Below are 14,245 nucleotides of genomic sequence, written 5' to 3'. Positions count from 1 at the left end.
TCGGCCACAGCACCGCCTGCGGACAGCGTTTCGGCTACCACGAAGGCCCCGGCGGCAGACCGCGGCGAACGGCACGAGGACAGCCCGGTCGTGGACGTCGAACCGGTGACCCCGACCGCCGCCCGGATCCCCGAGCCCCTCGCCGCCCCCGATGAGGCGGAGGAGACCGCACCACGCGCACCGGAGCCGCAGCCGTCCCCGCAGACTTCTGCCGAGGCCGACGCACCGGTGCAGGACTCCTCTCACGACCGCGGGCTGGTGAGCGTGCCGGGCGCCGAGTTCGCGGAGATCCCCATCCACGAGGTGCGGGAAAACCCCCGCAACCCTCGCACGATGTTCGACGACGACGAGCTCGACGAGCTCGCCCACTCGCTGCGCGAGGTCGGAGTCCTGCAGCCCGTGGTCGTGCGCCCGATCCCGGTCACCGAGGACGGGGAGTCCTTCGAGCTGGTCATGGGCGAACGGCGATGGAGAGCCGCACGCCGGGCCGGTCTGCTCTCGATCCCGGCGATCATCCGTGAGACCAGCGATGATGATCTGCTGCGCGATGCCCTGCTGGAGAACCTCCACCGCAGCCAGCTGAATCCGCTCGAAGAGGCCAACGCCTACCAGCAGCTGCTCGAGGATTTCGGCTGCACCCAGGACGAGCTCGGTGACCGGATCGGGCGCTCGCGACCGCAGATCACGAACACCCTGCGCCTCCTGCGCCTGCCGGCCCTCGTCCAGCGCAGGCTGGCCAGCGGTGCGATCAGCGCGGGTCATGCCCGTGCGCTCCTCTCGCTCGATGATCCTCGGCTGATGGAGGAGCTCGCCCAGCGCATCGTGCAGGAGGGCCTGAGCGTGCGTGCCGTGGAACGTCTTGTCGCCCGTGGGGGCCAGCAGCCAGCCACGCGCACGGTGCGACGCAGCACCTACGATCCGCATGTCGTGGATCTGACCAGCCGACTGTCCAACCGTCTGGAAGCACCGGTGCGTATCGACGTCGGAAAGCGCAAGGGGCGTGTCACCCTCGAATTCACGAATCTCGAGGATCTTGAGCGGCTCGTGGAGAACATGGGCTTGGACCTGCCCTTCGCCGCAGGAGACTCCAGTTCCGAGGAGTGACATCGCTGTGCACCACCAGGAGGGGATCCGTTCAGGCGGGTCCCCTTCTTGCTGTGCGCTGGGCGCGGGATGGCGAGAGGTTCCGCAAATATTGCGGCCGGTTCCGGGATACTGACATCAAGTCAACAAGCGTCAGATCGAACGGATCCTGCTGTGCGGATAGTTCACGATCGGGGACACTCGCGCGAGGATAGTGCCTGGTGGGAACCATGATCGCGAAGTTGTCCACCGATGTGCACAACCTTGTGGACATCCGGTCTTCTCAACGGGGAGTGACAAATTGTGTGCGTGGCAAAAGCACGCACGGGCCCTGTTCGGAGCATATGACTTCAATTGCCGGTCTGAATCCCAGCCGGCCGCATGCCCGCGCAGAGTCCCGCTAGCTGTCTGCGGCAGCACGATGAGTCCGGGTTCCACGGGAAACTGTAGGCGTCGGCGGAGACCTTCTTGGTCCGACCGATTGCTGATGAAGGACTTCCGTTCGCATTCGACACGGCCGACTGGCAGACGATCGCTGATGTTCCCCGTGAAACGAGCACGTAGATGGGGCAAAGCGTCCGCTTCCCATTCCACACGTTGATCTCCGCCATCCAGTCCACTACTTCCGTACGTTTCCCGTGGAACGTCGACTTGGGAGCGGAACTGCAGGCGCACACATGCCGTTCCAGTGAACCCCAGAGTCGGCCGCCGACGATGCAATGACGCGTTCCACGGGAAACCTCGGTCTCTCCTGCGATGGAGCAGTCACCAGAGCTGCGCCGCGCGTGCCCGACAGATCAGCTTCGTCGACGGAACGAGCCCCGAGGCAACCAGCTCCGCTCTCTCGGAGCGTGGTGGGGAGTGTTCCGCCACGAAAGAGCAGCGCGCCGCAAGAACCGAATGTTCAACGTGAAACCCCTATGTGCATCGTCCAGGCCCCCAGAGGATGGGAACGCTCTCCGCGCGTGAGGCACGGGGAGAGGGTCGGTAGCCGACGGTGCTGGGTCACGGGAGATGACCCTTGTCGCTTCCAGGTGAAGCGGACGTTTCCCGTGAATCCTCGATCGAGCCTGACGAGTTGAATCGACATGACGGCGAGCGATGGGAAGCTCCAATCCTCCACTAGAAGCCCGCGGAGCAGTCGCGCTGTGCTGACTGATGCTCGGCACGAATAGAGATGTTCCACGGGAAACTTTACGATCATGCAAGACGATGGGTCGCCGCGTCAGCGACTGCGTGCGGACCACTTTTATGGCCTATCCCCTCGGGTAGGCGCTGGGGAGCGCTCCAATTGCGGAGGAGGTTTCACGCGAAACATCACCACGTGATGAGACGTGACCTGAAGAGGCAGCGGGTCAATGCTTGACGGTTGACGAGTAGGGCTCTTCGCCGGTGTCCCCGCTATGTCTCTCTGGTGTGTGCGTTCTTTATGAAAATGGATCGATGATGCAGATAGGGGTCTGCTCGGACGAAAAGCGAGGCATGAGGCCTCCCCATCGGATCCGGTGCGAGTCCAGCCTGTGAATGCTCGCTGCGACACCGGGTGGCGTTCGAACTGTTTGGTCGGCCTGCGGTCACATTGTTGCTCGTCTGCACACTCATAACCTCACCGGTCGAGGCGGCTTCGACTCGAACGTCTGAGACGGGGAGAGAGCTGCTATAAGTCCCAGCAAATGTCCCCGTAGAAGAAGCTCACTCCGATGCATCGTAGGAGTGCTTGGAAGTGTTCCACGGGAAACGCGACATCCGACTTCCCGACCGTACGCCGCGAGAACAGCCCACATCCCTCGCCGTTTCACGTGCAACCCTCGTCTACCGTGACCATCCTCCAGAATCCGGTGGGCACCCATCGACCTCCGCACGAAGGATTCTCTACCCGAGAGGTGGCGGGCTGCATGCACACGCGGAGACGGTGAGATTCACGTGAAACTCGGAAGAACAGCCCTCTTCGCTTCTCGTGGCAGACCGGTGGGTGCGTAATGCGCGTCAGCTGCACCGATACCGTGGGCGTCAAGGTCGACGATTCACGTGAAACCAGGATCTTCCCCGTAGAAGCCCAACAACGCTAACAGGCGCGTTTCACGAGAAACCCTCTGGGGTCAGCCGCTCATGTAGGGAGGGCCGATGCTCTAGCACCAGAAGTGCATCGCAGCACGAGCGCGCCTCGGGCCGTGCCCACACTCATGCAACAGCTCCTCGGCACCGGCCGGCGATCATCGATGGTCCAGTCCGAATGCCGACGATAGCAACGAGGAGAGTCATCGATCGGGCCACCGAGCATTGCCGGCAGTGGGGTATGCACAGTGTGCGCAACTTTGTGGATAAAGCCCTGTACAACCGTAAGAAAAGTGTGGTAGTGGGAATCGGGCGCTCATCTCGTGGTGGGCGTAGCGATCGGACATTCCACTCACTACCAGCATCATCGCAGGTCAGAGCCCTATCCCCGCCACGGCAGCACGAATAGTTCTGACGCCTCTATCCACAGTCAACTGTGGACAACTATGTGGACGCAGGTGATATGGGCTGTGGACAACGATGTGGACGAACATGTGGATATTCAAGGATCCGCACGTCAAAGCCCGCAGTATCGGGAGAGTTGACAGAACACGAACACAGCCTGGCCGACGCCGGCCCGAAGTGGCTCGAGGGAGCGACCGCGCCTCGCGGGTCAGTGGGCGGGACCGAACTCCGCATCGATGACATGCTTGGGCTGGGCGCCCGTGCGACGGTGCACGAGCTTCCAGGGCCCGGCCACGCTCACGTCCTCGCCGGCGAGATCGGTGCCGTGAAGCTCCTGCAGGATCAGCCGCTCTTGGGTGTGGCCGGTATCAGCCTCACCGGCACCGAGCACGAACTGCAGCCAGGTGGGCAGGACATCGACGCAGTAGTGCTCCAGCAGCTCGTCGGTGGGATCCTCCACCAGCAGGACCTGTATCGCAGATCCCCAGCGGCGCGCGAGCTCCCGCAGCACCGTCGGTGCGGGGCGGGCGGGGCCGGCCCAGGGCGCACTGACCAGCACCAGCACCGGAAGTTCCTTCGTCGGAAGCTGTGACGCGGCGGTGGTATCGGCAGTACCTGGTCCCGGTCCGCTCCCCGGGGGAGCTGCGGGGTCACTGGGTGACGATATCGGCCATGGCGGTCTCGACCTCGATGCCGGCGGCAGTATCCGCGAGCCAGCGCTCCGCATCCAGGGCGGCCTGGCATCCGGTGCCGGCCGCGGTGATGGCCTGGCGGTAGGTGTGGTCGACCACGTCACCGGCGGCGAAGACTCCCGGCACCGAGGTGAGCGTGGAACGGCCGGTGCAGACGATGTACCCCTCGTCATCCAGCTCGAGCTTGCCCCGCAGCAGGTCGGTGCGCGGGAGGTGACCGATCGCCTCGAAGACTGCGTTGGTGGGCATGACCCGCTCCTGACCGGTGACCGTGTCACGCAGCGTGACGGACTCGACCTTGTCGGTGCCGTTGATGCTGACGAGCTCGCTGTTCCAGGCGAAGCTCAGTTTGGGATCCGCTTCGGCGCGACGGGCCATGATCTTCGAGGCGCGCAGCTCGTCGCGGCGGTGGACGAGGGTGACGGACTTGCCGAACCGGGTCAGGAACGTGGCCTCCTCGACTGCGCTGTCTCCGCCGCCGACCACCACGATGTCCTGGTCCTTGAAGAAGAAGCCGTCGCAGGTCGCGCACCAGCTCACGCCCTTGCCGGAGAGCGACTCCTCCCCGTCGATCCCCAGCTTGCGGTAGGCGGATCCGGTGGTGATGATCAGGGACTTCGCCCGGTAGACGGTGCCGTCATCGAGGGTGACCCGCTTGATCTCGCCCTCCAGCTCGAGCTCCACCGCATCCTCGTAGACGACCTCGGCGCCGAAGCGCTCGGCCTGCTCCTGGAGGTTCGTCATCAGCTCCGGTCCCTGGATGCCATCGGGGAATCCGGGGAAGTTCTCCACATCGGTCGTGGTCATCAGGGCGCCTCCGGCGTCGAGGGCGCCGGCGACCACGATCGGCTTCATCTCGGCACGCGCGGTGTAGATCGCGGCGGTGTACCCGGCGGGGCCGGAGCCGACGATCACGACCTCATGGACGGTGTCGTCCTGCGCGGCATTTGCGACTGCCGCGGGCTGTGCGGCCGGCGTGGGGGCGCCGAGGATGTTGAGTGCCTGGATGGGCTGCGACATGGAGGATGTCCTTCCGTGGAGTGGTCGGGCGGTCAGCGGGAGGACCGTCTTCAAGTATGGAACAGGTCGCCGTCGGCGGCCCGGGAGTGGGAGGAGGTCAGAGGGAGCCGATCATCACGTCCCCGGACCAGAGCTTGTCCTGCTGCGGGGACTGGGCGTCGTCGGCGGTCCCACAGGCGGGCAGGACCACGGTGGCCGAGACGATGCCACCGTTGGCCCGCAGCGTCTCGCGGTCCAGCGGGCCGTGCACCAGCAGCCAGCCTGCCGTCTGCTCGCCGCCCCACGCGACCTCCTCCACGATCAGGATCGAATCCGGGATCCCCTGCTCCCGGAGGCAGTTCGCCGCATCGAAGCTCGTCATCGGTTGGATTGTGCCGGAATCGATCAGGCGCTGCACCTCGGTGCCGAGGGTCGTCTCAGTGACAACGGGAACGCCGATGGATTTCTTCCCGGCACCGCCCTGGGCATCGACTGCGGTCGTGCCGGCGCCGTTGCGGGTGTCGGTGGTCTGCCCGAGGGCTCCGGCCAGCTGGACCCCCATCAGCGCGGAGGCGATCAGGGCGATCAGCACCACCGGTACGGGAATGCCGAGGACCGTACCGAAGCGGGGGCGACGAGCATTCTCTGTCGATGAGGACAGGCGGCCCGGCGGCCGGGTGCTCATTCGGCCTGGATCTCGGCGATCCGCGCACGGAACCGACCGTCCTGGACGCTGTCCGGCGGGAGCTCCGGGATCCACACCATGACCGCGTCGGTCTCCATCTCCTCTGGAGCCTCGAGACGGACTTCGCCGTCCGCCACGAACTCGCCGGTGGACAGCACCTCTCCGGGCGAGCCGTCCTCGTTCACGGTGCGCAGCTCGACGACCCCGCCGTTGTTCTTCGCCGTGGTGAGCGTGAGGGCCGTGAAGGTGGAGGCCTCGCTGAAGTGCACACGGATCCCCACCCCCTCCTTCAGGCCTCCGAAGTCGGGGCTGGCGTAATGCTGCGTGGACCAATAGGTGGACGTGTCACCGTCGGTCAGACGCTCCTGCTGATCGGTGTGATCCGGTTCCTGGCCCGCCGGCAGCGCGAGCAGTTCGACGCCCTCCACCTCCGGGGCGGGAAGCGCCTCCTCGGTCTCCTCCGCGGTGGGTTCGACCGGGGCCTCATCCGTCTCCTCCGCCTCCGTGGGGGCAGGAGTCGTCACTGCCGGCGAGGTGGCCAGCGGATCCTTGAGGATGTCACGCACATCGCTGGTGATCGTGGTCAACGCGATGACCAGCGCGATCATCACGACGATCGCGCCGCCGATGATGATCCACTGCGATTGGAGGGAGCGCTTCTCCTGGTCCCGGGGGCCCATCGTGAAGGTCCCGGGGGCGTTGTTGTCCACAGCGACCCCGACCACGTCGCGCAGCAGCGAACTGCGCGCGTAGGGCGTGGTGTCCTCCTCCGGCTCCTCGGAGACCGAGCGGTCCCGGCCGTGGACCACGATCGGGCCGGCGTCCTGGCCCCGCGCCACCGGGGACGAACGGCCGGAGACGGGGACCGGAGCGGAGGGAGCGGCATCGGTGCTGTGGGTGACCGGCTGCGAGGGCGTGGGAGCGGAATGATCCGGCGTCACCGCCGAGGGGACCGACGCTCCCGCAGTGCTCGGTGGCTGCGATCCCGGTGCTGCCGGGGAGGGGGTTGAGGGGGCCAGGGAGGGCTCCTGCCCGTCGGCCCGGCTCTCGGAGCGGGCGAGCGGCCAATGAGCGCCGGCGGTGCGTGAGGGGATGTCGGAGGTCGCCCCGGCAGCGGCCGCTCCGGCGGCGCTCCCGGCGGACTCCGCAGCTTCCGGGTCCGGGCCCGAGACCGGTTCCGGGACCGGCTCCGGTTCGGGGGGCAGGGTGATCTCGAGGTGGCCGGGGAACGGGCTGGTGCCCCGCTTCTGGTCGAGCTGGAGCTCGGAGACCAGCGCGCTGGCCTCCGAGGAGGTGTGCCGAGACTCCTCGTCCCGATCGCTCGTCTCGTCCTCGGTCGTCTGCGCGGGAGGCTCCCTGTCCTCCGGGCGGTCGACGGGGGAACCGGCGGGAGCTGCTGCGTCCGCGGCCACCGCCCCGGCCCCGGCCACCGCTCCGGCCGCGGCTCCTGTCGCGAGGGCGGCCGATGGCGCGGGATCGGGTGACTCCGGCTGCGAGGTGTCGGCGGCGGTGTCCTCGGCCGGATGCTCCTGCCCGGCGGAGCTCGGGAGCTCCGCCTCGTCCTGATCGGGCACAGCATCCATCAGGGCCGTGCTCTCCAGCTCGTCGCCGTCGTCCTCCTCGGACTCGGTGTCCGCCGAGGTCGCATCCTCGGCGGCAGTCGGGATGGCGGCACCGGCGGCGACCCCTGCCGGGGCATCATCCGCGGAGGCGGGCCTCGTGGTGTGCGCGTATGCCTCGACGGTCACCGGGATGGACTGCCACGGCTGCAGCGCCTCGATGAGCCCGCGCGTGGTCTCCGGGATCTCGTCGGCCGATTCGTTCAGCACCAGGTCACACAGCAGATCCAGGTCCTCCGGGATCGCGGTGTCCACGATCGTGGACGGTCGGGGCACGGTGCCGGTGGCGTCATGTCGCGGGCTGCGACCGGTCAGCGCCCGATACAGCAGGGCGACCAGGGCGGCGGTGTCCTGGAAGGAGGCCACCTCCCGGGAGCGGTCGAGCCCCGGATGCGCGGCCGCCTCCACGCCGATGCCGAGGAGGACCACCTGGCCGGACCCGGTGTCGACGAAGACCCGGTTGGAATCGAGGAACTGGTGGCGCACCCCCCGTCGGCGCGCGGCCTCCAGCCCGGTCGCCGCCTCGCCGATGATCGCGCGGGCGGTCTCGGGGTGCAGGGGCCCCTTCGCCAGCAGAGCGGCGAGCGGCGGGGCGGGAGGAAGCGCGTACTCCACGACGGTCGTCGGCCCTTCCGCGGAGCCCGCGGTGGGCTGGTCCGCCGAGGTGTCGCGCGGGTCATCGAACACGACGATGTCCTTCACCGTGAGCAGGCGCGGATCCTCCACGAGGTAGGCGCGCCGGACGGCGTCGGCGGCCTCCAGGGCGGCCTCGCCCTGCACGACGAACAGGACGACGTCCTCACCGGTGGAGATCGAGCGCGCGCGGTGCCACACGGCACCGTCGGCGACGCCGGACAGGGGGACCTGTCCTTCCAGCGTCCACCGGGAGCGCAGTGCATCCGGTTGTGGGTTCGTGTTCACGGACCGTCCTTCTCGTCGTCCGGCGGGAGTGTGCCCGTCGCGTGCATCGCCCATGCTACGAGGTCACCGTCCTCGTCCGGCGGGTCAGGCGGTCCAGCCTCCGTCGCGCCACCGCGACCAGCCGCTGCACCTCGGGCACTCGCAGCAGGTAGGCGAGCACGGTGAACACCGCGGTCATCACGCCGGCGATGACTCCGCCGAGCAGCACTGCGGCCAGTCGGTGGCTCCACAGCAGATCCCCCGCCAGCAGCACCAGACCGGTGCCCACTGCCCAGCTGACCAGTGCGGAGGCGGCCAGCCGCCCGAACAGCGACGCCCCGGCGCGGGAGCTCGGCGGCTGTGTGCCGTGGCGGGCGGCATGGCGGCGCAGCTGCCACATGCCCACCAGCCACGCCACCACGTTGCCCAGGCTCATGGCGCCGGCGGCGGTCATCGCCGCGTACATCGGATCGACCAGCGTCAGGATCAGCGGGACCGACAGCACCGTGAGCGCTGCGATCGGGATCTGCGCCATGAACGGGGTGCGGGCGTCCTCATAGGCGTAGAACACCCGTTTGATCAGATACAGCGAGGCGAAGGGCACCAGGCCGAGCATGTAGGCGACCAGCACGGTGCCGTTGGCGCGGGCAGCGGTCTCACCGGTGCCGCCGCCGATGACCCACATGATCGGGCCCGACAGGGCGATGAACACCGCGGTGCACAGCATCATCGGCACGGCCAGCAGCCGGTTGGTCTGGCTGTAGCGCACCAGCGCACCGGCATGGTCGGCCTCGGCCGCACTGCGCGAGATCGAGGGGAACGCGGCGGTGACCAGGGTGACCGCGATGATCCCCTGCGGGATCATGAACGCCAGGTAGGCCCACTCCATGGTGAGCAGGGCCGGGTAACGGGCGGCCAGCTCGGGCTGGCCCTGGTACTGCTCCGTCATCCGCACCGCCCCGCCGGTCGCCCAGCGCGATGCCCAGATCCCGAGCTGACCGAGCCCCAGCATCGCCAGCGACCACAGTCCGATCCGGCTGAGCTTGCCCAGGCCGAGACCGCGCACCCCCCATTTCGGCCGCAGCCGCAGGTCCAGCTTCTCGACGTACCAGAACAGGAACAGCACCTGGGCTGCGGAGCCGCCCACGTTGATCACGGCCATCGCCACGATCATCTGCAGGGTCCACTGGCTCGGATCGCCGACGGTGCCCCACAGCCCCAGGAACAGGGCGGCGCCGATGATGCCCACGAGATTGTTGAACACCGGGGCCCACTGGTACGGCCCGAAGTTGTCATGGGCGTTCAGCAGCTGCCCGCACATGACGTACAGGGCGGAGAAGAAGATCTGGGGCATCATCCAGTAGCCCAGCTGCACCGCGAGCGCATAGGTCTCCGGGGGCAGCAGACCGCTGGTGAGGGTCAGCAGCAGCGGCACCGCGACCAGGCAGACGGCAGTGACCGCCAGGGACGCGGTGGCGACCAGGGTCATCAGCCGGGAGATGTAGTCGCTGCCCCGATCCGGCCGCTTCACGGCCCGCACGATCGCGGGCACCAGGATCGCGTTCAGGGTGCCGCCGCCCACCAGCAGCCAGATGGTGTTGGGCAGCGTGTTCGCCGCGCTGAAGGCGTTGGCCGCGGCGGACATCGAGCCACCGAGGATCGCGCCGAACAGGAAGTTCCGTACGAAGCCCAGCAGGCGCGAGATCATCGACCCCGAGGCCATCACGACGCTGGCCCGCAGCAGCGCGGAGCTGCTGGAGGGCATGCCGTGACGACGGTGACGGGGTACGTGATGGACCCGGCGAGCAGTGCTCATGAGCGGTCCTCCTCGGGTGGTTCGGGAGCGGGGGTGCGGTCGGGAGTGGATCGCCCGGAGCGGGCTAGCTCCTCGGGGTCCTCGGGGCCGGCGAAGCCCGGTGCTCGGGTGGCGGCCCCGGTGCGGCGTGCTCGAGCCACTCCGACCACGACCAGCAGTCCCATCGCGATGACCAGCACCAGGGTGGTCCAGTTCTCCCATGACGGGTTGACCGTCAGCGGCACGTGCACCGGAGCGGTCAGGGGCTGCCCGTCCGTGGTGGTGACCACGGTGGTGAGGGTGACCGAACCGTTCGCGATCGCTTCGACGTCCACCGCCGCGTCGATCTGGCCACGTGCAGGAACCTTCACCATCGCCGGCTCGCCGACCTGCACCAGAGGCTTGTCGGCGGTGACCTCGATCTGCACCGTGATCGGGGTGTCCAGACCGTTGCTGATCGTGATCGGGACGCTCACGGCGTCCGAGATGACGTTGTACCCGGAGGCGGGCACCACCTGGATGCGATCACGCAGCTCGGAGGCGAGCTCGGAGGCGTCCTGGGCGCGGGCGGCCGGGATCTCCGGTTCGCCGCGCCACCGTATCGAGGTGCCGGCGAGGATCTCGCGGCGCGAGGCGTCCAGCGGCGCATCGTCCTCCATCGCCGCGGCGAGCGTGTCCACCTGGGTCCAGGCCTCCTGGAGCTCGCCGAGCGACTCGGGGGCCAGCAGCTGCGGATCCTCGGCACTGCTCAGCTGCGTCCAGCGCCCGTCCTCGGAGGGCCCGCTGGGGTGGATCTCCTCGGCGCTGACGGATCCGAGGGCGTACAGCTCATCCCCGTCGCTGCGCGGGTCCGACGTCCACCTCTGCTCGTCGGCGGCATCCAGCAGGGAGCCGGTGTCGCCGCCGACGATCCACGGGGCCTCCTCCAGCGCGTCGAGGGCGGATCCCGCCGCGGCCGGATCCAGCACGGCATCGATCGACGGGGAGATCAGCAGATGGCGCGGCGCGGTGACGTACTCGGAGGCGATCGTCGCGGTCTCCGCGAGCAGGCGCTGCTGGACCTGTTCCGTGTCGGAGTCACCGGTGAGCAGGGAGAACTCGGAGGAGAGCACCGGATCCGGGGCCAGCAGCGCGAGCTCGGCGCCCTCCTGGCGGGTGGAGGAGTACACGCCCACGGAGCTGGGGGTGACCGTGGAGGCGGGATCACGGCGCAGGGAGCTGGAAGGCACGATCGCTGCTGTGCCGCCCGCGGCGAGCACCTCCTCGAGGGTGTCCGCATCGACGGTGGGGCCGTCGACCTGCATCGCCGGGGCGCGCGGCTCGATCCCTGCGGCATCCCATGCCTGGTCGCCGTGATCGCGGACAGCGTCGATGAGCTGCTCGCTGCCGGCGGCCCGCAGGCTGACGGTGTCCGACCGGGCGTAGGGCATGGACAGCACGGTGCGGCCGTCGGCCGCGTCCTCCAGAATGCCCGCGATCTCGGCGGCGCGCGGCTCGGGGGCGTATTCGATGACCGTCGCCGGCGGCGTCCCCTCGCCCTCGGTGGGCGTCGTCCCATCCTCTCCGGCGGTCTCCACCGGCATCATCGGCGGATCCAGCAGAGCGGGGTCCAGCCACCAGTCCACACCCGGATGCCCGGCGAGCTCGTGCATCGATGCCAGCCGGCCCGATTCGACGGAGGCGTCGAATTCCTCCGGCGAGGTCGCCACGGCCGAGGCGTCCGTGGCGGCCAACGGCAGCAGCACGGACTGGGAGATGGCGTCATCGGCATCCAGGGGGCGCCACACCACGAAAGTGCGCAGGGTGGCCAGCGGCTCCTCCTCGGCCGTGACGGTGAGCGCGAGGCGGCGGGTGCCCCAGTAGTACGGCTCCTCGGAGTAGCCGAGCTCCTCGGCGGCGACCTGCACCGTGAGGAGGACCGACTCACCCGGGGCGAGCTGATCGTGGGCCCCGGAGCTGGCGATCGCCTCTCCCGAGGGCTGCGCGTCGGTGTCCCCCTGCCAGTCGGCCAACAGCTGGCGATCGGTGATCCGGGAGGTGCGGCTGCGCAGCTCGAGGGCGAGCGCCGACACCGGCTCCGAGGAGGTGTTGGTCACGTCGATCTGCGCCTCGAGGGTGCCGCCGGGGCCAGCGAGGTGGGGGTCAAGGAGACGAGATCCATGCTCACCGGCGCGTCCTCGGCTGCAGGCGGCGGAGCGGACGGAGCGTGAGGAGGGAGGGCCCCGACCGCGGCGTGCGCGGCCGGGAGAAGGGTCACCGGGCCGCTCACCAGCGCTGATGAGGTGAGGAGGAGGACCGTCAACAGCGCCGCGAGCACCGGGCGCACGAACGGCGGGGACGACGGCATGGTGACACTGTAAGCGGCCGTTACCGTAGAGAGCCTGCAGGTGCACGAGACCTCTACAAGGCAGTGGCGCAGCGCAGGTCCCCGCTCTCAGCTCCCCGACCCCAGGACAGGACCCCCCGTGACCGATCCCGTCGACGACACTGCCGACACCGCCCAGCGGCTCGACACCGCCCGCCGCCGCGCGGCCTCGATGTTCCAGGCCCTACCGGAGGAGATCCACGTCCTGGGCCGGATGTTCGAGGCGGCCGGGCACGAGCTCGCCCTCGTCGGCGGGCCGGTGCGGGACGCGGTGCTGGGCCGCTCGAGCGCCGACCTGGATTTCACCACCTCTGCCCGGCCCGAGCAGACCGAGACGATCCTGCGGGAATGGACGCATGACGGGGCGATCTGGGACATGGGCCGTGATTTCGGGACCCTGGGTGGCGTGCGGGACGGCGTGAAGGTCGAGATCACCACCTACCGCACCGAGTCCTACGACCCCACCAGCCGCAAACCGCAGGTGGAATACGGCGACACCCTGGCCGGCGACCTCTCGCGACGGGACTTCACCGTCAATGCGATGGCGGTGCGGCTGCCGTCCCTCGAGCTGGTGGACCCCTTCGACGGTCTCGCCGACCTCGCCCGCACCCTGCTGCGCACCCCGGTCGGCCCCCAGCAGTCCTTCACCGACGACCCGCTGCGGATGATGCGGGCGGTGCGCTTCGTCGCCCAGCTCGGCTTCCGCATCGAGGACGCCACCGCGGATGCGATCGAGGAGCTCGCCGAGCGGATCACCATCGTCTCCGCGGAGCGGGTGCGCGAGGAGCTGGTCAAGCTGATGCTCGGCGCCCACCCGCGCGGCGGCCTCGAGCTGCTCACCGAGCTGGGCCTGGCCGCGCACGTGCTGCCCGAGCTGCCCGCGCTGCAGCTCGAGATCGACGAGCACCACCACCACAAGGACGTCTACCAGCACACCCTGACCGTGCTGGACCAGGCGATCGACCTGGAGAGCCCGGCCGGCTCGGACGGTCCGTGCGAGAGCCCCGACCTGGTGCTGCGCCTGGCCGCGCTGCTGCACGACATCGGCAAGCCCGCCACCCGCCGCTTCGAGGAGGGCGGGGTGGTCACCTTCCGCTTCCACGAGACCGTGGGGCGAAGATGGCCGCGAAGCGGATGAAGGCCCTGACCTTCGACAAGGACACCACCAAGAAGGTGGCCCGCCTGGTGGAGCTGCATCTGCGCTTCCACGGCTATGTCGACTCCCCGTGGTCCGACTCCGCGGTGCGCCGCTACGTCACCGACGCCGGGGAGCTGCTGCAGCACCTGCACCGACTCACCAGGGCCGATGTCACCACCCGCAACCGGCGCAAGGCCCGCACCCTGGCCCGCGCCTACGACGAGCTCGAGGAGCGCATCGACCGGCTCGCCGAGCAGGAGGAGATCGGGAAGATCCGCCCCGACCTGGATGGCAACCGGATCATGGAGGTCCTCGACCTGCCGCCCGGTCGGGTGGTCGGCGAGGCGTACAAGCACCTGCTCGAGCTGCGGATGGAGCACGGCCCCCTCGGTGAGGAGCGGGCGATCCAGGAGCTCCGCGCCTGGTGGGCGGCCCGCGAGGAGTCCTGACCTGCCCGAGGCGGGCCGGCCCTGCGCGCCACGGGGGTGTGCGCGTGCGTATGGAGGCCC

Annotated in this window: 7 protein-coding genes and 1 pseudogene; 2 read left to right on the top strand and 6 right to left on the bottom strand. The window is 68.8% G+C overall.

Going from position 1 to position 14,245, the window contains the following annotated elements; genetic code table 11:
• Window positions 1-90: 90 nt before the first annotated feature.
• Entirely contained in the window at window positions 91-1,104 is a 1,014-nt protein-coding gene (locus CFK39_RS16810) for a ParB/RepB/Spo0J family partition protein (RefSeq protein ID WP_245823007.1), read from the top strand.
• 2,647 nt (window positions 1,105-3,751) lie between these two features.
• Here the strand turns inward: CFK39_RS16810 and CFK39_RS08190 are convergent.
• The 6 genes from CFK39_RS08190 to CFK39_RS08165 all read right to left on the bottom strand — a co-directional run bounded on the left by CFK39_RS08190 (window position 3,752) and on the right by CFK39_RS08165 (window position 12,329).
• Window positions 3,752-4,108: a hypothetical protein gene (locus CFK39_RS08190; RefSeq protein ID WP_089065056.1), complete on the bottom strand. Its 357-nt coding sequence runs from the start codon at window positions 4,106-4,108 to the stop codon at window positions 3,752-3,754.
• A gap of 85 nt (window positions 4,109-4,193) precedes the next feature.
• The gene (gene trxB, locus CFK39_RS08185; protein ID WP_089065055.1) at window positions 4,194-5,255 is read right to left on the bottom strand and encodes a thioredoxin-disulfide reductase; all 1,062 of its coding nucleotides are present in this window, start codon (window positions 5,253-5,255) and stop codon (window positions 4,194-4,196) included.
• A 97-nt stretch (window positions 5,256-5,352) separates the two neighbouring features.
• Window positions 5,353-5,919: a hypothetical protein gene (locus tag CFK39_RS08180; protein ID WP_089065054.1), complete on the bottom strand. Its 567-nt coding sequence runs from the start codon at window positions 5,917-5,919 to the stop codon at window positions 5,353-5,355.
• Window positions 5,916-8,459 (bottom strand): protein kinase family protein, encoded by a 2,544-nt coding sequence (locus tag CFK39_RS08175; RefSeq protein WP_089065053.1) that lies wholly within the window; start codon window positions 8,457-8,459, stop codon window positions 5,916-5,918. Before CFK39_RS08175 ends, CFK39_RS08180 begins: the two co-directional genes overlap by 4 nt.
• Before the next feature lie 55 nt (window positions 8,460-8,514).
• Window positions 8,515-10,254 (bottom strand): murein biosynthesis integral membrane protein MurJ, encoded by a 1,740-nt coding sequence (gene murJ, locus CFK39_RS08170; RefSeq protein ID WP_089065052.1) that lies wholly within the window; start codon window positions 10,252-10,254, stop codon window positions 8,515-8,517.
• Window positions 10,251-12,329: a DUF6049 family protein gene (locus CFK39_RS08165; protein ID WP_177348993.1), complete on the bottom strand. Its 2,079-nt coding sequence runs from the start codon at window positions 12,327-12,329 to the stop codon at window positions 10,251-10,253. The genes murJ and CFK39_RS08165 overlap by 4 nt, the downstream gene beginning before the upstream one ends.
• Before the next feature lie 441 nt (window positions 12,330-12,770).
• Between CFK39_RS08165 and CFK39_RS08160 the strand changes: the two are divergent.
• Window positions 12,771-14,185: pseudogene (locus CFK39_RS08160) on the top strand (CCA tRNA nucleotidyltransferase).
• The last annotated feature ends 60 nt before the right edge of the window (window positions 14,186-14,245 follow it).

This window comes from Brachybacterium avium, from assembly GCF_002216795.1.
Classification (GTDB): Bacteria; Actinomycetota; Actinomycetes; order Actinomycetales; family Dermabacteraceae; genus Brachybacterium; species Brachybacterium avium.
Note: the sequence above shows the minus strand (reverse complement) of the source record. Positions and strands in the feature narration are given on the sequence as shown.